Source organism: Citrobacter sp. Cf132 (assembly GCF_030333885.1).
GTDB lineage: Bacteria > Pseudomonadota > Gammaproteobacteria > Enterobacterales > Enterobacteriaceae > Citrobacter > Citrobacter freundii.
Genome location: NZ_JAOWFA010000054.1, coordinates 109,781 through 126,756, shown reverse-complemented (window position 1 = coordinate 126,756; position 16,976 = coordinate 109,781). Strand labels below are relative to the sequence as shown.

Genomic DNA, 16,976 nt, shown 5'->3' with positions numbered 1-16,976 from the left:
TTATTTCTCACTATCGACCAGGCCACGTACGAAGGCACGCTGCATGGCTAACACGATGATTACCGGAGGGATGAGCGTCAGCAGCATGGCGGCCATTACCTGGTTCCACTGCGTGGTGCCTTCACCGGTGGCAATCATGCCTTTGATACCCGCCACCGCAGTGCCCAAATTGACGTCGGTAATAATTAACAACGGCCACAGATACTGGTTCCAGCCGTAGATAAAGGTGATCACGAATAGCGCCGCCAGATTGGTTTTTGACAACGGTAGTACGATATCGCGGAAAAAACGCATTGGTGACGCGCCGTCAATACGCGCCGCCTCAACCAGTTCATCCGGCAGGGTCATAAAGAACTGACGGAACAGGAAAGTCGCTGTCGCAGATGCCATCAACGGCAGCGTCAGACCCGCATAGCTGTCGAGCATCTTCAGGTTGGCGATCACTTCTACCGTCGGGAAAATACGCACCTCAACCGGTAGCATCAGGGTAATAAAAATCATCCAGAAGAACAGGTTGCGCAGCGGAAAGCGGAACCAGACGATGGCGAATGCGGAGAGCATAGATACGGTAATTTTCCCTACCGTAATGCTGAACGCCATGATGAAACTGTTGAGCATCATCAGCCAGAACGGCGCGCTGTTGACGCCCACGCCGTTGACCCAGATGTATTTCATGTTTTCCAGCAGCTGCGTGCCGGGAACCAGCGTCATCGGCGTCTCAAACACCGCTTTGTTGTCCAGCGTCGCCGCGACAAACGCGACGTACAACGGAAACAGGATCACCATGATCCCCATAATCAACATGGCATGGCTGAATATTGTCAGCCCACGACGGTTCTCAATCATTGGTAACGCACCTTACTTTCCACATAGCGGAACTGCACCACCGTCAAAATAATGACCAGGAACATCAGCACCACCGATTGTGCAGCGGAAGAAGCCAGATCCAGCCCGACAAAACCTTCGCGATAGATCTTATAAATCAGCGTCGTGGTCGCCTGTACCGGCCCGCCTGCAGTGGCAGCATCAATCACCGGGAAGGTGTCAAAGAAGGCATACACCAGATTCACCACCAGCAGGAAGAAGCTCACCGGGGCAATAAGCGGCAGCGCCAGTTTAAAGAAGCGGCGAACCGGCCCCGCACCGTCAATCGCGGCGGCTTCGATCAGCGAGCGAGGAATAGACTGCAGTGCGGCAAAGAAGAACAGGAAGTTGTAACTAATCTGCTTCCAGACCGACGCAAACACCACCAGGAACATTGCCTGACCGCTGTTTTGCGCATGGTTCCAGTCATAGCCAAACTCACCGAGAAAATGGGTAATCAGCCCGCGCCCTGGGTTAAACAGGAAGATCCACAATACGGCGGCAACGGCGGGCGCAACGGCGTAAGGCAACAGCATTAGCGTTTGGTAAAAACGGCTGCCGCGCACCACGTAATTCACCAACGCCGCAAAAAATAACGACACCAGCAGACCGCTTAGCGTGACTAACGTACTGAACTTAATGGTGGTCCAGAATGAGTCGAGGTAGTACGGGTCATGAAACAGCGCGACAAAGTTTTCCAGTCCGACAAACTGGCTGGAAAGACCAAACGGATCAACGGATTGTAGCGAGTACCACAGCGCTTCACCGGCAGGCCAGATAAAGAAAATAACGGTGATAACCAGCTGCGGAGCCACCAGTAAATAGGGAAGCCAGCGCGAACGGAACACCGGACGGGATGAGGACATGGAAGTTTGATTCCTGAACAGCGCCGGATGGCGCTACGCTTATCCGGCCTACGCGCATTTGTAGGCCGGGTAAGGCGCAGCCGCCACCCGGCATTTCACATTACGATTTGGTCGATTGCTCAAAGCGGCGCAGTAACTGATTGCCACGCTCAACGGCGGCATCCAGCGCCTGCTGCGGGGTTTTCTTCCCGGTCCAGACGCTTTCCAGCTCTTCATCCACAATGGTACGGATCTGCGGCATGTTGCCCAGACGCAGCCCTTTGGTGAACGGCAACGGCGGCTTGTTCAGCATCTGGCGGGTGGCAATATCAGCCCCAGGGTTCTTATCATAGAAGCCCTGCTCACGGGTCAGGTCGTAGGCAGCTGTGGTGATCGGCAGATAGCCGGTCTTCTGATGCCATTCGGCAGCAATTTCAGGCTTCGCCAGGAAGTTGAGGAACTTCGCCACGCCTTCGTAGGTGGCTTTGTCTTTGCCCTGCATCACCCAAAGACTGGCCCCACCGATAATTGCGTTCTGCGGCGCGCCCTTCACATCGGCATCGTACGGCATCATTCCGACGCCATAGTTGAATTTCGCGTAATGGCGGATATCAGCCAGCGAACCGGAAGAGGCGGTGGTAATGGCACAATCCCCGTTATAGAACTTCTCAGTGGATTCGTCCTTACGCCCGAAGTAGCTGAAATCGCCTTTTTTGTTCAGCTCTTCCAGCAGAGCGATATGTTTTACCTGTTCCGGTTTATTGAACTCCAGCACCGCGTCAGTACCGTCAAAACCGTTGTTTTTGGTAGCGACCGGCAGACCGTTCCAGGCACTGAAGTTTTCAATCTGAATCCACCCCTGCCAGCCGCTGGCGTAACCGCACTTCATGCCTGCCGCTTTCAGCTTCGCGGTGTACTCCGCCAGGTCCTGCCAGGTTTTCGGCGGCTGCTCAGGGTCTAAACCAGCTTTTTTAAAGGCATCTTTGTTGTAGTACAGCACCGGAGTGGAGCTGTTAAACGGTTGAGAAAGCAAATGTCCGCTTTTAGAGTCGGTGTAATAACCAGAAACCGTCGGTACGAACTGAGACTCATCGAAGTTGATGCCAGCCTCTTTGAATACTTCATAGACCGGTTTAATGGCTTTCGAAGCCATCATCGTTGCCGTACCCACTTCATAAACCTGTAGCAGCGCAGGCGCGTTTCCGGTACGGAAAGCGGCAATTCCTGCACTCAGGCTCTGCTCGTAGTTGCCTTTGTACTGCGGAACAATTTTGTAGTCGGGATTGGCGGCATTAAAACGTTGCGCCAGAGAATCAACTTCTTTACCCAGTTCGCCTTCCATTGAGTGCCAGAATGGGATGGTGGTGACCGCCAGTGCCTGACCTGCAAACGCCAGGCTAAGTGCCAGTCCTAAAGCTGTATGTCGTAACGATATCATCGGTTATCTCTCTTGTTGTGCCGGATGCGCGATATCACGCGTTTTATGCTCGCGGGGGTAACATGACATGCTCGAATGACAGAAAAATAACTTTTTTATTACAAAAAAAAGATAGTAAGGCGACAAACAGATGGCAAGGCAGTGAAAGCGTAGTGACAGGAAAATGCGGAGTGGTGCACAACAAAGCCGGGTAGCGGTATGCCTTACCCGGCCAGGATGGCGTTATCTGTTGCTGCAGGAGAAAGATTAATCTCTGCGCCAGCGTCGTTCGTACTCATTCTGTAAACGCTGCTGCTCTCGCCGCTCACGTTCACGTTGGATATCTGATTTATCATCTTCCCAGCCCGGGCATACCGAGCTGGTAAACACTTCGCAGGGCGAGTCGGATTGCGCTAACGGGTTGTCCGATTTCTCTTCCCAGATTGCGGGATCGCGCGGGTCAAACGCTGGCGGTGTCGAGGCCAGGGTAGTTAAAGAAAGCGTCAAAAACAAACTGCCAATCATCATGCAGGTACCTGAACGAATCATCCTTTCTCCATGTTCATTTTTTATTATTGATAACTATTCTCAATAATAACATAGCGCAATAAAAAGGGGCCACAGCGGGCCCCTTGTCTATTCAGAGAATGATTAACCGCCCAGATACGCACTGCGCACCGCTTCGTTAGCCAGTAGCGCATCGCCAGTGTCTTCCAGCACCACATGACCGTTTTCCAGCACGTAGCCGCGATCGGCGAGCTTCAGCGCCTGGTTAGCGTTCTGTTCGACAAGGAAGATGGTCATCCCCTGCTCGCGCAGTTGCTCAATGGTGTTAAAGATCTGCTGGATGATAATCGGCGCCAGACCCAGCGATGGTTCATCAAGCAGTAGCAGCCTCGGCTGGCTCATCAGCGCACGGCCTATCGCCAGCATCTGTTGTTCACCGCCGGACATCGTTCCTGCACGTTGAATACGACGCTCATGCAGGCGAGGAAACAGGTCATACACCCACTTGATGCGTTCCTGAAACTGGTCTTTCTCGGCAAAGAAACCGCCCATCGCCAGGTTCTCTTCCACCGTCATACGGGAAAACACGCGACGCCCTTCCGGCACAATCGCTACCGCTTCGCGCATGATTTTCGCCGTCTGCCAGTCGGTAATGTCTTTACCATCAAAGACGATTCGCCCGCTGGTCGCTCGCGGGTCACCACACAATGTGCCGAGCAGCGTGGTTTTTCCCGCGCCGTTGGCACCAATCAGAGTAACGATTTCACCCTGGTTGATATACAAGCTGACGTCATGCAGCGCCTGTATCTTGCCGTAGTGGGCGTTGACTTTGTCGAACGATAACATCGCCTTATCCATATTAATCCTCGCCCCCATTATGCTTCACCTAAATAGGCGCGGATAACATCCGGGTTATTACGAATCTGTTCCGGCGTCCCATTCGCCAGCGGCGTGCCCTGGTTCACCACGTAAATACGGTCAGAAATCCCCATCACCAGCTTCATGTCGTGCTCAATCAACAAAATGGTGGTGTTGTGATGGTTACGCAGTTCAGCAATCAGCTCGTCCAGCTCTTTGGTCTCTTTCGGGTTGAGTCCCGCAGCGGGTTCGTCGAGCATCAGGATTTCCGGCTGGGTCACCATGCAACGGGCAATCTCCAGACGACGCTGATCGCCGTAGGCCAGGTTACTCGCCTGACGGTTGGCGTGCTCCAGCAAACCAATACGCTCCAGCCAGGTGGCGGCGCGATCCAACGCTTCACTCTGCGCGCGACGGAACGACGGAGTTTTCAACAGGCCGGAGAAGACGCCGGTTTTCAGTTGCTGATGTTGCGCCACCAGCAGGTTTTCAATCACCGTCATTTCGCGAAACAGACGTACGTGCTGGAAAGTACGCACCACGCCCATACGCGCGATTTGCTGACCCGGTAGTCCTTCCAGATGCTGGTCGCGCAGCTTAATCGTCCCGCCGGTCGGCTTATAAAAACCGGTCAGACAGTTAAAGACCGTGGTTTTTCCCGCGCCGTTTGGCCCGATTAACGAAACTATTTCCTGCGGCCGCAGTTCCAGTTCAACGTTGTTTACCGCCAGCAGACCGCCGAAGCGCATCATCAGGCCGTTAACGGATAATAATGGCTGACTCATGCCTGCTCTCCTTTTGCTTCCCCGTTTTTCAGTTTCAACTGTGGACGGGTCATCGGCAACAAGCCCTGCGGACGCCAGATCATCATCAGCACCATCAAACCACCCAGCATTAACATGCTGTATTCATTGAAATCACGCATCAGCTCGCGTGACACTACCAGCAGGATGGCCGCGAGGATCACCGCAAACTGTGAGCCCATTCCGCCCAATACCACAATTGCCAGCACAAAGGCGGACTCGGCAAAGGTGAAGGATTCCGGGCTGACGAAGCCCTGGCGCGCGGCAAACAGCGTACCGGCAAAACCGGCAAACGCGGCGCTGATGGTAAAAGCTGTCAGTTTGATGCGCGTAGGGTTTAAGCCCAGCGAGCGACAGGCAATTTCATCTTCACGTAGCGCTTCCCACGCACGGCCCAACGGCATACGCAGCAGACGGTTAATCACAAACAGCGAGAAGACCACCAGCAGCAGCGCCACCAGATAGAGGAAAATGACGCGGTCAGAGGGATCGTACTTGACGTTAAAGAAGTTGCTGAAGGTATCCCAGCCGCCTTCACGGGCGGTACGGCTAAACTCCAGACCGAAAAAGGTCGGTTTCGGGATCTGGCTGATACCGTTCGGGCCACCGGTCACTTCGGTGTTGTTGAGCAGCAGGATACGGACGATTTCACCGAAGCCTAAGGTCACAATAGCCAGATAATCACCGCGCAGGCGCAGTACCGGGAAGCCGAGCAGGAAGCCCGCAGCAGCGGAAACCAGCCCCGCCAGCGGCAGACAGGTCCAGAAGCCGAGTCCGTAATAGTGGTTCAGCAGCGCGAAGGTGTAAGCGCCGATGGCATAAAAGCCGCCGTAGCCCAGCACCAGCAGGCCGGAAAGCCCCACCACCACGTTTAAGCCGAGGCCGAGGATGATATAAATCATCGTCAGCGTGGCGATATCCACCGTACCGCGCGAGACCATAAACGGCCACGCCACGGCAATCACCAGCAACGCCACCAAGAACAGCTTCTGTTTAACGGTGGAGCCGTCAATCGCCGGCAGAATAAACTTCGGTCCGGAGACGCTCTTCAGGCCCTTCTGGAAAGCTGGACGCAGCAACTGAAAGAGGAAGACCACGCCAGTACCAATAAACACCCACTGCCAGCGAATATCCGCCGCGGAATCCACCACCAGTTTGGTGCCGTCAAGCTCTAACTGAACGCCCATAAAGACGCCCGCCAGGACAAAGAACATGGCGGCAGAAAGCAGCGCCATTGCAAAATGCATCGGTTTCATACTTTCTCTACCTCCGGGCGACCCAGAATACCGGTCGGCATCACCAGCAGCACCAGAATCAGCAGCGCGAATGAAACGACGTCTTTGTATTCAGTACTCAGATAAGCAGAGGAGAGCGCTTCCGCGACGCCCAGAATCAGGCCGCCGATCATCGCCCCAGGAATGCTGCCGATGCCGCCAAGCACCGCTGCGGTAAAGGCCTTCATCCCGGCCATAAAGCCGATGTACGGGTTAATTACGCCATAGAATTGACCAAGCAGCACGCCCGCGACCGCCGCCATTGCCGCGCCAATCACAAAGGTCAGCGCAATCACGCGATCGGTGTTGATGCCGAGCAGGCTGGCCATTTTCAGGTCTTCCGCGCAGGCACGGCAGGCGCGACCCATACGGGAGTAACGGATAAACAGCGTCAGCGCCAGCATCGCCAGGAAGGTTACAATCCAGATAACCAGCTGCATGGTGGTGATGGAAGCAGAGAAGTTTTCGCTACTGCCAACGGTCCACTGGCCATTAAACAGGCTGGGCAGTGCCACATCGCGCGAACCTTCCGTCAGGCTGACGTAGTTTTGCAGGAAGATGGACATCCCGATAGCGGAAATCAGCGCGATCAGGCGCTTAGAGCTGCGCACGGGTCGATACGCCACGCGTTCAATGCTCCAGCCGTAGGCGCTGGCAATCACAATCGCGCCAACGAAGCCCGCCGCGACCAGTAGCCAACTGGAATCAATGCCCATCATCATTAGCGCAGCGATGATCATAAAGGAGACATAGCTGCCGATCATATACACCTCGCCATGGGCGAAGTTGATCATGCCGATAATGCCGTACACCATCGTGTAACCGATGGCGATCAGCGCGTAGGTGCTTCCCAGCGTGACGCCGTTAAACATCTGCTGCAAGAAATAGAGGAACTGCTCGGACATAAGGTAACCTTTTTATACCCGCCCATTTTACACGGGCGGTGGGATAACTCGTCTTCAGGTATTACTTCGCGACGGTCGATGAACCGTCCGCATGCCACTGGAAGACACCAAACTCAAATCCCTTCAAATCGCCTTTTTCGTCCCATTTCAGCGGCCCAATCACGGTATCAGCCCCGTGTGCTTTCAGATCTTTCACCAGGTCCAGCGGCTCTTTGCTACCGCTGCGATCCATTGCTGTCGCCAATGACTGGACGGCTGCATAAGTGATCCACACGTACGGTCCAGTTGGATCTTTCTTGTCAGCTTTGAGCGCATCGACGATAGCTTTATTCGCCGGATCCTGGTCATAGCGTTTTGGCATGGTCACCAGCATGCCTTCAGCGGCATCACCAGCAATGTTAGACAGCGACGCATTGCCGACGCCCTCTGGTCCCATAAACTGGGTTTTCAGCCCGACGGAACGTGCCTGGCGCAGCATTTGCCCCATTTCCGGGTAGTAGCCACCGTAATAAACAAAGTCGATATTTTCTTTTTTCAGGCGAGCGATCAGCGCAGAAAAATCTTTTTCCCCGGCGGTGATACCGTCAAAGAAAACGATGTTGGCTTTGCCCGCTTTCAGGCTGTCCTGCACTGAACGCGCCAGGCCTTCACCGTATTGCTGTTTATCGTGAATGATGGCAATGCGCTGCGGCTTCACCTTCTCCAGAATGTATTTCGCGGCGGTCGGCCCTTGAGAGGAGTCCAGGCCCGCTGTACGCATAATGTGAGCGTAACCGCGCTGGGTCAGTTCCGGGTTTGTGGCGCCCGGAGAAATCATCAGAATGCCTTCATCTTCATAGATATCTGATGCAGGCTGCGTGGAAGATGAGCACAGATGTCCAATAACGTACTGTATGCCGTCATTGACGATTTTGTTCGCTACCGCAACGGCCTGTTTCGGATCGCAGGCGTCGTCATATTCCACAGCGACCAGTTTGTCGCCTTTGACCCCGCCTTTGGCATTGATATCTTTAATGGCCTGACGTGCGCCATTAAATTCCATATCACCCCACTGCGCGACCGGACCTGACATCGCGCCGACAACAGCGACCTTGATATCTTCCGCCATGACCGCGTGTGACATTGCCAGTGCTATCACCCCTGCGATGATTGTTTTCGCATTCCGTTTCATTACCTGAATCCCCATTCGTGACGTAATTAATATTTTGTATTTATGTGGTTAAAAAGCAGTCTGTGCTTTTTTTGAACTGCACTATTTTTACCAGTCTCATTAATGGTTTAGCGCAGTCATTTAAGCAAAATCAGGCTAAAATCTCTATTTTTCAGTCGATTAAGAAAAGATAATATTCTGCTTTTCACTATAGATAAACAAAAAAAAGCACGTTTGTCAGCATAAAATAACGGTACAAAGAGCCGAATAAAATGCTGCATTCCAGGGTATTATCCTGCCTGTTTTTCAATCTCTACGGTTTCAAACTGTCATTACTGTTGTTACAAAATTATTAATCTGGTTATTCACATAAAAAAGAGAAAGCATCCGGGCGAATTATTTCGGTACACTCATTCCATCTTTTGTGATTTGGACATGCTGTTAATGAAGCTGACCATCGTTCGTTTAGATAACTTTAGCGACCAGGACCAGATTGATCTGGGCAAAATCTGGCCGGAATATTCCGCCTCATCATTAAGCGTAGATGAAACGCACCGGATCTACGCCGCGCGCTTTAACGAGCGTCTGTTAGGCGCAGTTCGCGTAACCCTGAGCGGTACACAAGGCGCATTGGATTCATTGCGCGTACGCGATATCACCCGCCGCCGCGGCGTCGGGCAGTATTTGATCGAAGAAGTGATCCGGGAAAACTCTGACGTGAGTTCATGGTGGATGGCCGACGTCGGCGTTGAAGACCGCAGCGTGATGGCCGCGTTTATGCAGGCGTTAGGGTTTACGGCCCAGGAAAATGGCTGGGAAAAAAGATAAAAAAGCCGGATGGCGCTGACGCTTATCCGGCCTACATGCTGGGAGAAAAAATAAAAAACCACCTCGCAATTTTCCAAGAATTTCGCGCTGCAGGAAGGCGGCAAGTTATGAAGTCCCCGGGAGCTTACAGAAGTAAGTGACCGGGGTTGAATAACGTAGCCAACGCACCTGCAGCGCGAAAGGCGCCAGGAAAATTACTTGGCGTCTGTCGCCGTACCATTAGCATGCCAGTCAAACACGCCGAATTCGAAGCCTTTCAGATCGCCCTTCGCATCCCATGACAGCGGCCCCATTACGGTTTCCACTGAGTTTGCTTTCAGGTATTTGGCAATTTCAGCCGGGTCGTCAGACTGGTTCAGACCGGCCTGCAAGGATTGCAGCGCGGCGTAGGTGGTCCATACGAATGCACCGCTCGGATCCTGTTTCTTGGCTTTGATCGCGTCCACAATCGGTTTGTTCGCCGGAACCTGATCGTAGTTCTTCGGTTTCGTTACCAGTAAGCCTTCTGCAGACTCACCCGCGATGTTAGACAACGACACGTTCGCTACCCCTTCTGGTCCCATAAACTGGGTTTTCAGACCCGCAGCGCGTGCCTGGCGCAGAATCTGCCCCATTTCCGGGTGGTAACCACCGTAGTAAACGAAATCGATATTCTCTTTCTTCAGACGCGCCACCAGAGTAGAGAAATCTTTCTCGCCAGCGGTGATCCCGTCGAAGAACACCACGTCAGCGTTGGCTTTCTTGAGGTTGTCCTGCACGGAACGCGCCAGGCCTTCACCGTACTGTTGTTTGTCGTGAACGATCGCAATGCGCTTCGGCTTCACTTTTTCAACGATATATTTGGCAGCAGTCGGGCCCTGATCGGAATCCAGACCGGTGGTACGTAACACCAGGTTATAGCCGCGTGCGGTCAGCTCTGGCGCCGTTGCCGCTGGGGTAATCATCAGAATGCCTTCGTCTTCATAGATATCTGACGCAGGCTGAGTGGAAGATGAGCACAGGTGGCCGATAACATATTTAATCCCGTCGTTGACCACTTTGTTAGCTACCGCTACCGCTTGTTTCGGGTCACAGGCATCGTCATATTTCACCATGACCAGTTTGTCGCCTTTCACGCCGCCTTTGGCATTGATATCTGCAATCGCCTGCTCTGCGCCAGTAAATTCCTGATCGCCATACTGCGCTACCGGACCGGACATCGCGCCGACGACAGCAACTTTAATATCCTTAGCAAACGCCATATTGCTCAAAGACAGGGCGATACATCCTGCCAATAACGCTTTACCCTTCATATTCATCCTGACAATCCCCATTATTGTGGTTATTACGTGTGTTGTGATGTTGTTGTTCAGCACTTTATTTCGATTATTGGATAGCCACCCGTGCTTTAGCAGCATACTCTGCTAAAACATACCCGATTTTTATTATTTTGGAATAGCTAAATTTGACATGCAGATAACAACTTGATGACAAAAAGCATAAACGTCAGGAGAGAGGGGGAGAGATAAAAACAAAAAACCCCGGATTTTCATCCAGGGTTTATCAGCATTTCCAGGTCGGCTGGAAGATTATGCTTCGATCGCCGCGCGCAATTTTTTCATGGCGTTCTTTTCAAGCTGACGAACACGTTCAGCGGAAACGCCATAGCGATCGGCCAGTTCCTGCAACGTCGACTTGTTGTCTTCGTCCAGCCAACGAGCACGAATGATGTCCTGGCTACGCTCGTCCAGACCTTCCATTGCGTGGGTCAGTTTGTTCGCGGCCTGATCTTCCCAGTTATCTTCTTCAATGCCGTCGGCAAAGTTAGAAGATTTATCCTGCAGATACAGCACCGGGGCCATCGGCTGGCTGTCAGACTCATCGTCTGAAGACATGTCAAACGTCATGTCCTGCGCCGCCATACGGGATTCCATTTCGCGCACGTCTTTGCTGGAAACACCCAGCTCGCGAGCAACCATTTCAACTTCGTCCTGGTTAAACCAGCCCAGACGCTGCTTGGTTTTACGCAGGTTAAAGAACAGCTTACGCTGCGCTTTAGTGGTCGCGACTTTAACGATACGCCAGTTACGCAGAACGTATTCGTGGATCTCAGCTTTGATCCAATGCACGGCGAAGGAAACCAGGCGCACACCCACTTCCGGGTTGAAACGGCGCACGGCTTTCATCAGGCCGATATTACCTTCCTGAATCAAATCCGCCTGCGGCAGGCCATAGCCCGCATAATTACGAGCAACATGAACAACAAAGCGCAGGTGAGACAGGATCAGCGTTTTAGCTGCTTCCAGATCGCCCTGGTAATGCAGCTTTTCAGCCAGTGCCCGCTCCTCGTCAGCCGACAACATCGGCCACGCGTTCGCAGCCCGGATGTAAGATTCCAGGTTACCAACAGGGGCTAAAGCTAAATTTTGCATTTCTTTGGTCATTCAAATCCTCTCAATCTTTTCATCTGGCGCATTGGCTAAAACCAATAGCAACAACCATGCCAGAGCTTATGAGCAACGAGAATATCATTCAATCTTTTATCAGACAGTGATTTTATCCACAAGTTCCATGTCGTAATGTGTATAGATTACGCACAAAATGTGACATCACAATGAATACGCCGGGAAGAGATCACAGGGACTCTTTCCCTGCAGAGCGAACTACTCAGTGCAGGGAAAGATTATACCAGAGATTTTTTAATCGGGGGTAAAGTGGCGTAAATGTTGAACCGTGGCAAGCCAGGCTGCCACCCAGCCAATCATCGAGCACACCAGCAGCAATAACAGGCATTCATCGAATGATAAACCATTGATATCAAACTTGGTTCCAAATACCTGTGCCACTTCAGTCACCGCTGACGACAGACGCATCACCAAAATTTCTGACAAAATCAGTGAAAGAAATGCACCGGAAAAACCGAGCAGTGCCCCGCCGTAGAGGAACGGACGCAGGATAAATCCATCCGTCGCACCAATCAGTTTTTGCACGTTAATGGTATCGCGACGCGCAAAAATACTCAGACGCACGCTGTTACCAATGACGAGGAAGACCGCCGCCACCATCAGCACGCCAATCATCGCGGAAACGCGTCCGACAAGGCCCGTCAGCGCCGCCAGGCGAGCGAACCAGCTGTCATCCATCCGCACTTCATCAATACCGTTGATTTGTGCGATGCGGTCACGCAGCGTGTTTAGCGACTCCGTACCCTGGAAGTCCAGTTTCGGAATCACCACCGCCACGGCCGGCAGCGGGTTCTCTTCCAGCATATCCAGCGCACCGCCAAATCCAGACCAGTTACGGAATTCGCCCAGCGCGTCGTCACGGGAAAGATAATTCACTTTCTCCACGCCCTGCTCGGCCTGCAACTGACCAACCACCCGCGCCGCCGCATCATCATCCAGCGTTTTTTGCAGGTAAACGGTGATCTGCGGGGACGGATAATACTGGCTTGCTGCATGGTTTACGTTCTTATAAACCATGTAGCACACGCTTGGTAGCGTCAGGGAGATGGCAATAACCATCACCGTCAGGAACGTCGCCAGCGGCTTGCTTTTCAGGTCCTGTAACGCGCCCTGGAACGCATAACGTACCTGCTCATTAAAGACATTGGTTTTACGCGAGTTCGGCTTTGGCGTGGCCTTCGCACGCTTAGGCGCGTTGCGACCGCCGTCACCCGGTGCACCGCCCGATTTACGAAAGCGATCCAGTCGGCCACCGAACTGCTTGATTTGATTAATAGCGTCACGTCTATTCATGCGCCAGGCCTCCATGCAGATGTCCATCGCTCAGAACCATTTGGCGATAGGAGCGACGGGAGATCAGGCCAATATCGTGCGTGGCCATTAATACCGTGACCCCGACGCGGTTAAACTCTTCGAACAGGCGCAGGATCCCTTCCGACAGCGCGTCATCCAGGTTCCCCGTTGGTTCATCCGCCAGCAGCACCGCTGGTTTATTCACCACCGCACGGGCAATGCCGACGCGCTGTTGTTCACCGCCAGAGAGCTGAATCGGGAAGTTTTTCGCTTTGTCCAACAGCCCGACCTTATCCAGCGCCGCTGACACGCGACGACGAATATCGTCCCCGCTGGCGCCCGCGATGATCAGTGGGATTGCCACGTTGTCAAACACGGTTCTGTCCATCAACAGGTGGTGATCCTGAAAAATCATGCCAATCTGACGACGCAGAAACGGCACTTCGCGGTTTTTCAAACGGCTGATGTCATGCCCGCTAAAGTAGATTTTCCCGGCGCTGGGCCGTTCAATTCCACAAATCAGCTTCAGCAGGGTACTTTTCCCCGCGCCGGAGTGGCCGGTCAGAAACGCCATCTCGCCAGGCTGCATATGGAAGGTCACTCCCTGCAGCGCTTGTCTCCCACCGAGATAGGCCTTGCTGACATGTTCAAAGCGAATCATTGTTAATCCTCTCGGGCAAAAAGTGCCTCTATAAAATCGTCCGCTTTAAACGGACGTAAATCCTCGATACGTTCGCCCACACCGATATAGCGGATAGGGATGCCAAACTGATCGGCAACCGAGAAGATAACCCCGCCCTTCGCCGTACCGTCCAGCTTGGTCAGGGTGATACCGGTTAAGCCCACCGCTTCATGGAACAGTTTGGCCTGGCTTATCGCATTCTGCCCGGTGCTGGCGTCGATAGTCAGCATAACTTCATGCGGCGCATCTTCGTCCAGCTTCTTCATGACGCGAACGATTTTTTTCAATTCTTCCATCAGGTGCGATTTATTCTGCAAACGCCCTGCGGTATCAGCGATCAGCACGTCTACGTTACGCGCCTTCGCCGCCTGGATGGCATCAAAGATAACGGACGCGGAATCCGCACCGGTATGCTGAGCAATCACCGGGATATTATTACGCTGACCCCAGACCTGCAGCTGTTCTACCGCCGCCGCACGGAAAGTATCGCCCGCCGCCAGCATTACTGTTTTACCCTGCTGCTCAAACTGACGCGCCAGCTTACCAATAGTGGTGGTTTTGCCCACACCGTTGACGCCAACCATTAAGATAACAAATGGTGTTTTGCCCTCAACATTCAGCGGTTCGTCAACCTTCGCCAGAATCTCGCCCATCTCTTCTTTCAGCAGGCCGTACAGCGCTTCCGCATCTTTAAGCTGCTTGCGGCTGGCACCTTCTGTCAGATTCGCAATGATCTTACGGGTCGTTTCTACGCCCACATCGGCGATCAGCAGCTGCTCTTCCAGCTCTTCAAACAGATCATCGTCGATCTTTTTACCACGGAACAGACTGATAAATCCGGAACCGAGGTTTTCTTTTGTTTTCAGCAGGCTGCGTTTCAGACGCGCAAAGAAACCTTCTTTGGTTGGTTTTTCCTGCTCCTGGACCGCCTCTTCTTCTACCGCTTCTTCTACAGCAGGTTCTTCTACCGGCGCCACCATAACCGCTTCTTCAGCAGCCTCAGCGTCCAGCGCCTGTGCTTCCAGCTCTTCGTCGGTCAGTTGCGGCTCGTTTTCAGCTTCTTCTTCAGCCGCCTCAACGATTTCCACGGTTTCCGCTTCGGCCTGCCACTCTTCGGCAGAAACTTCTTCGGTTTTCACCTCTTCCGGCAGCGGCAATTCTTCGCGTTCGATAACCACCGCCGCTGGCGTTTCCACTACAGTTTCAGCAACGGGTTCAGCAACCGGCTCAATTTCCGGCTGCGCCTGTTCGGCGACAGGTTCTTCTTCCGGCTGCGGTTTCTCAATTTCCGCAACCTGTTCAGTTACTTCAACGACTTCAGCTGCAAAGGCTTGCGTTTCCGCCTCGCTACGGGTTTCCTCGGCGCGCGGCTGTTCGTCAACGACGGTAGTTTCTTCAGCAACCGGTTGTTGTTCTTCGTTTTTTACTTCTGTCTCGTTTTCCGGTGCCTGCTCTTTTTGACCAAAGCCCAGCCAGGAAAAAAAGCCACGTTTTTTCTCTTTCGCCATTTGCGACTACACTCCCCCGCTGTTGCTTCATGGCACAGCGTCAACGCTATGTACATAGCAGCTAAAAAAATGATGAAATAGTCTATCACTTATACCCAATGAATTTCGAGTTACGTCAAGGCGGCAAGCGCACGAATCCCGATGAGCTTACTTTTAGTAAGTGATTCGGGTGAGTAAGTGCAGCCAACGAAGAGGTAACTTGAAAGGCGACGGGTTAACTTAACTCACATCACCGCCTGGAATGACATGCTATAGGCGGATTGAGCAATAATAGAAATGAAAAAACCGAATCACTCTGGTAGCGGCCAGATCCGCATTATTGGCGGGCAATGGCGTGGCCGTAAACTCCCGGTTCCGGACAGCCCCGGCCTGCGTCCGACCACCGACCGTGTGCGCGAAACGTTGTTTAACTGGCTGGCCCCGGTAATGGTCGATGCTCACTGTCTGGACTGCTTCGCCGGCAGCGGCGCGCTGGGGCTGGAAGCCCTCTCTCGCTATGCGGCAAATGCGACGCTTCTGGAGATGGATCGCGCGGTATCTCAGCAGCTACAAAAGAACCTCGCCACCCTGAAAGCCTCCCATGCCCGCGTCGTCAATACCAATACGCTGACATTTTTGGCTCAGACGGGTACGCCGCATAACGTGGTATTTGTGGATCCGCCGTTTCGCAAAGGGTTACTGGAAGAAACATTAACACTTCTGGAAACTCATGGCTGGCTGGCAAATGAAGCGTATATTTACGTTGAAAGCGAAGTAGAAAACGGTTTGCCGCCGGTTCCGGTGAACTGGTCGCTATACCGTGAGAAAGTTGCCGGACAGGTCGCCTATCGCCTGTACCAACGTGAAGCACGAGGAGAACACGATGTTGATTAACCTGGGACGCCTGCTGATGCTGTGCGTCTGGGCATTTTTACTACTGAATATTTTCCAACCCTTTCCACGCCCGCTTAACATCTTCGTTAACGTCGCACTGATATTTATGGTGCTGATGCATGGCATGCAGTTGGCGCTACTAAAAAGCACCATGCCTAAAGATGGCCCACAGATGACCAACGGAGAGAAAATCCGTATTTTTCTGTTCGGCGTCTTTGAGCTACTGGTGTGGCAGAAGAAGATTAAAGATCAGCTGAAGAAGTAACTGCGATCTTTTCGCCCGGCGGCACGTTGCGAGCCGGGGCGAAAAAATCTGTAGGCCGGATAAGGCGTAAGCCGCCATCCGGCATCAGTCAGATGACACCTTAGCGTTCAAGCGTAAAATCAACAAAACGCGAACCTTTGTAACTTAGCGTGCCTTTATCCCCGACCGTTAGCGCATGGTACTGCTGAGCATCCAGACGAAACGTCTGCTCCAGGCCGCCGTTTTGTGGCTTAAAGCTGGCTTCATAGCGCATGCTGGTTCCCGCCGGGCTCACTTCCTGTTGACGGGATCGTCGATCGTTAAGCGGTTTTTCCCGTTTGTTACTCACCACCACCTGCTTTTGCACCAGCGGCGCCGCATCATTATCGGCTTTTTCACGCCGCTGCTGAACAAAGCGAAACGACGCGGCGACAACAATTAAGATAATGATAACAATGAAAAAAAGTGGTGGTTTGCTCAT

The 16,976-nt window shown here is 52.9% G+C and carries 18 protein-coding genes and 1 pseudogene; 4 read left to right on the top strand and 15 right to left on the bottom strand.

The features are described from left to right. The 9 genes from ugpE to livK all read right to left on the bottom strand — a co-directional run bounded on the left by ugpE (window position 1) and on the right by livK (window position 8,644). On the bottom strand, window positions 1–846 hold the full coding sequence (gene ugpE / locus OGV85_RS11910) for a sn-glycerol-3-phosphate ABC transporter permease UgpE (RefSeq protein ID WP_003023450.1): 846 nt from the start codon (window positions 844–846) through the stop codon (window positions 1–3). Further along, a complete protein-coding gene (gene ugpA / locus OGV85_RS11905; protein ID WP_032937238.1) occupies window positions 843–1,730 on the bottom strand; it encodes a sn-glycerol-3-phosphate ABC transporter permease UgpA in 888 nt (295 codons plus the stop codon). The genes ugpE and ugpA overlap by 4 nt, the downstream gene beginning before the upstream one ends. A gap of 100 nt (window positions 1,731–1,830) precedes the next feature. Then, window positions 1,831–3,147, bottom strand: coding sequence for a sn-glycerol-3-phosphate ABC transporter substrate-binding protein UgpB (gene ugpB / locus OGV85_RS11900; protein ID WP_003837839.1), 1,317 nt, complete (start codon window positions 3,145–3,147; stop codon window positions 1,831–1,833). A 246-nt stretch (window positions 3,148–3,393) separates the two neighbouring features. Then, complete coding sequence (locus tag OGV85_RS11895) at window positions 3,394–3,675, bottom strand: hypothetical protein (RefSeq protein ID WP_003023442.1); 282 nt, start codon at window positions 3,673–3,675, stop codon at window positions 3,394–3,396. A gap of 102 nt (window positions 3,676–3,777) precedes the next feature. Then, complete coding sequence (gene livF, locus OGV85_RS11890) at window positions 3,778–4,491, bottom strand: high-affinity branched-chain amino acid ABC transporter ATP-binding protein LivF (RefSeq protein ID WP_003827581.1); 714 nt, start codon at window positions 4,489–4,491, stop codon at window positions 3,778–3,780. A gap of 17 nt (window positions 4,492–4,508) precedes the next feature. Further along, on the bottom strand, window positions 4,509–5,276 hold the full coding sequence (gene livG, locus OGV85_RS11885; protein ID WP_003023438.1) for a high-affinity branched-chain amino acid ABC transporter ATP-binding protein LivG: 768 nt from the start codon (window positions 5,274–5,276) through the stop codon (window positions 4,509–4,511). After that, window positions 5,273–6,550 (bottom strand): branched chain amino acid ABC transporter permease LivM, encoded by a 1,278-nt coding sequence (livM, locus tag OGV85_RS11880; RefSeq protein ID WP_003023436.1) that lies wholly within the window; start codon window positions 6,548–6,550, stop codon window positions 5,273–5,275. The genes livG and livM overlap by 4 nt, the downstream gene beginning before the upstream one ends. Further along, window positions 6,547–7,473, bottom strand: a complete 927-nt coding sequence (livH, locus tag OGV85_RS11875) for a high-affinity branched-chain amino acid ABC transporter permease LivH (RefSeq protein ID WP_003023435.1) — start codon at window positions 7,471–7,473, stop codon at window positions 6,547–6,549. The genes livM and livH overlap by 4 nt, the downstream gene beginning before the upstream one ends. Before the next feature lie 61 nt (window positions 7,474–7,534). Then, on the bottom strand, window positions 7,535–8,644 hold the full coding sequence (gene livK / locus OGV85_RS11870; protein WP_003023433.1) for a high-affinity branched-chain amino acid ABC transporter substrate-binding protein LivK: 1,110 nt from the start codon (window positions 8,642–8,644) through the stop codon (window positions 7,535–7,537). A 423-nt stretch (window positions 8,645–9,067) separates the two neighbouring features. Between livK and panM the strand changes: the two genes are divergently transcribed. Together panM and OGV85_RS11860 are read left to right on the top strand one after the other, a co-directional pair. Further along, window positions 9,068–9,451, top strand: a complete 384-nt coding sequence (panM, locus tag OGV85_RS11865; protein WP_003023430.1) for an aspartate 1-decarboxylase autocleavage activator PanM — start codon at window positions 9,068–9,070, stop codon at window positions 9,449–9,451. Next, window positions 9,436–9,562 (top strand): annotated as a pseudogene (locus tag OGV85_RS11860) (hypothetical protein). The gene panM and the pseudogene OGV85_RS11860 overlap by 16 nt, the downstream one beginning before the upstream one ends. Window positions 9,563–9,645: 83 nt before the next feature. Here the strand turns inward: OGV85_RS11860 and livJ are convergent. The 5 genes from livJ to ftsY all read right to left on the bottom strand — a co-directional run bounded on the left by livJ (window position 9,646) and on the right by ftsY (window position 15,378). Beyond that, window positions 9,646–10,749, bottom strand: coding sequence for a branched chain amino acid ABC transporter substrate-binding protein LivJ (gene livJ / locus OGV85_RS11855; protein WP_003023428.1), 1,104 nt, complete (start codon window positions 10,747–10,749; stop codon window positions 9,646–9,648). A gap of 270 nt (window positions 10,750–11,019) precedes the next feature. After that, window positions 11,020–11,874, bottom strand: a complete 855-nt coding sequence (gene rpoH / locus OGV85_RS11850; protein WP_003023425.1) for an RNA polymerase sigma factor RpoH — start codon at window positions 11,872–11,874, stop codon at window positions 11,020–11,022. 255 nt (window positions 11,875–12,129) lie between these two features. After that, complete coding sequence (gene ftsX, locus OGV85_RS11845; protein WP_003023423.1) at window positions 12,130–13,188, bottom strand: permease-like cell division protein FtsX; 1,059 nt, start codon at window positions 13,186–13,188, stop codon at window positions 12,130–12,132. Then, the gene (ftsE, locus tag OGV85_RS11840) at window positions 13,181–13,849 is read right to left on the bottom strand and encodes a cell division ATP-binding protein FtsE (protein WP_003023420.1); all 669 of its coding nucleotides are present in this window, start codon (window positions 13,847–13,849) and stop codon (window positions 13,181–13,183) included. The genes ftsX and ftsE overlap by 8 nt, the downstream gene beginning before the upstream one ends. 2 nt (window positions 13,850–13,851) lie before the next feature. Beyond that, entirely contained in the window at window positions 13,852–15,378 is a 1,527-nt protein-coding gene (gene ftsY, locus OGV85_RS11835; protein ID WP_061547461.1) for a signal recognition particle-docking protein FtsY, read from the bottom strand. Window positions 15,379–15,654: 276 nt separating this feature from the next. On the opposite strand from ftsY, the gene rsmD reads away from it, so the two are divergent. Both rsmD and OGV85_RS11825 read left to right on the top strand, forming a co-directional pair. Then, complete coding sequence (gene rsmD, locus OGV85_RS11830; protein ID WP_003837832.1) at window positions 15,655–16,251, top strand: 16S rRNA (guanine(966)-N(2))-methyltransferase; 597 nt, start codon at window positions 15,655–15,657, stop codon at window positions 16,249–16,251. Beyond that, complete coding sequence (locus tag OGV85_RS11825) at window positions 16,241–16,516, top strand: DUF1145 family protein (protein WP_003023415.1); 276 nt, start codon at window positions 16,241–16,243, stop codon at window positions 16,514–16,516. Before rsmD ends, OGV85_RS11825 begins: the two co-directional genes overlap by 11 nt. Before the next feature lie 100 nt (window positions 16,517–16,616). Here the strand turns inward: OGV85_RS11825 and OGV85_RS11820 are convergent, their stop codons facing one another. Further along, window positions 16,617–16,976, bottom strand: coding sequence for a DUF2500 domain-containing protein (locus OGV85_RS11820; protein WP_003023413.1), 360 nt, complete (start codon window positions 16,974–16,976; stop codon window positions 16,617–16,619).

Coding starts and splice junctions, on each gene's coding strand:
- ugpE (WP_003023450.1), bottom strand. CDS start 846: ATGATTGAGAACCGTCGTGGGCTGACAATATTCAGCCATGCCATGTTG.
- ugpA (WP_032937238.1), bottom strand. CDS start 1,730: ATGTCCTCATCCCGTCCGGTGTTCCGTTCGCGCTGGCTTCCCTATTTA.
- ugpB (WP_003837839.1), bottom strand. CDS start 3,147: ATGATATCGTTACGACATACAGCTTTAGGACTGGCACTTAGCCTGGCG.
- OGV85_RS11895 (WP_003023442.1), bottom strand. CDS start 3,675: ATGATTCGTTCAGGTACCTGCATGATGATTGGCAGTTTGTTTTTGACG.
- livF (WP_003827581.1), bottom strand. CDS start 4,491: ATGGATAAGGCGATGTTATCGTTCGACAAAGTCAACGCCCACTACGGC.
- livG (WP_003023438.1), bottom strand. CDS start 5,276: ATGAGTCAGCCATTATTATCCGTTAACGGCCTGATGATGCGCTTCGGC.
- livM (WP_003023436.1), bottom strand. CDS start 6,550: ATGAAACCGATGCATTTTGCAATGGCGCTGCTTTCTGCCGCCATGTTC.
- livH (WP_003023435.1), bottom strand. CDS start 7,473: ATGTCCGAGCAGTTCCTCTATTTCTTGCAGCAGATGTTTAACGGCGTC.
- livK (WP_003023433.1), bottom strand. CDS start 8,644: ATGAAACGGAATGCGAAAACAATCATCGCAGGGGTGATAGCACTGGCA.
- panM (WP_003023430.1), top strand. CDS start 9,068: ATGAAGCTGACCATCGTTCGTTTAGATAACTTTAGCGACCAGGACCAG.
- livJ (WP_003023428.1), bottom strand. CDS start 10,749: ATGAATATGAAGGGTAAAGCGTTATTGGCAGGATGTATCGCCCTGTCT.
- rpoH (WP_003023425.1), bottom strand. CDS start 11,874: ATGACCAAAGAAATGCAAAATTTAGCTTTAGCCCCTGTTGGTAACCTG.
- ftsX (WP_003023423.1), bottom strand. CDS start 13,188: ATGAATAGACGTGACGCTATTAATCAAATCAAGCAGTTCGGTGGCCGA.
- ftsE (WP_003023420.1), bottom strand. CDS start 13,849: ATGATTCGCTTTGAACATGTCAGCAAGGCCTATCTCGGTGGGAGACAA.
- ftsY (WP_061547461.1), bottom strand. CDS start 15,378: ATGGCGAAAGAGAAAAAACGTGGCTTTTTTTCCTGGCTGGGCTTTGGT.
- rsmD (WP_003837832.1), top strand. CDS start 15,655: ATGAAAAAACCGAATCACTCTGGTAGCGGCCAGATCCGCATTATTGGC.
- OGV85_RS11825 (WP_003023415.1), top strand. CDS start 16,241: ATGTTGATTAACCTGGGACGCCTGCTGATGCTGTGCGTCTGGGCATTT.
- OGV85_RS11820 (WP_003023413.1), bottom strand. CDS start 16,976: ATGAGCAAACCACCACTTTTTTTCATTGTTATCATTATCTTAATTGTT.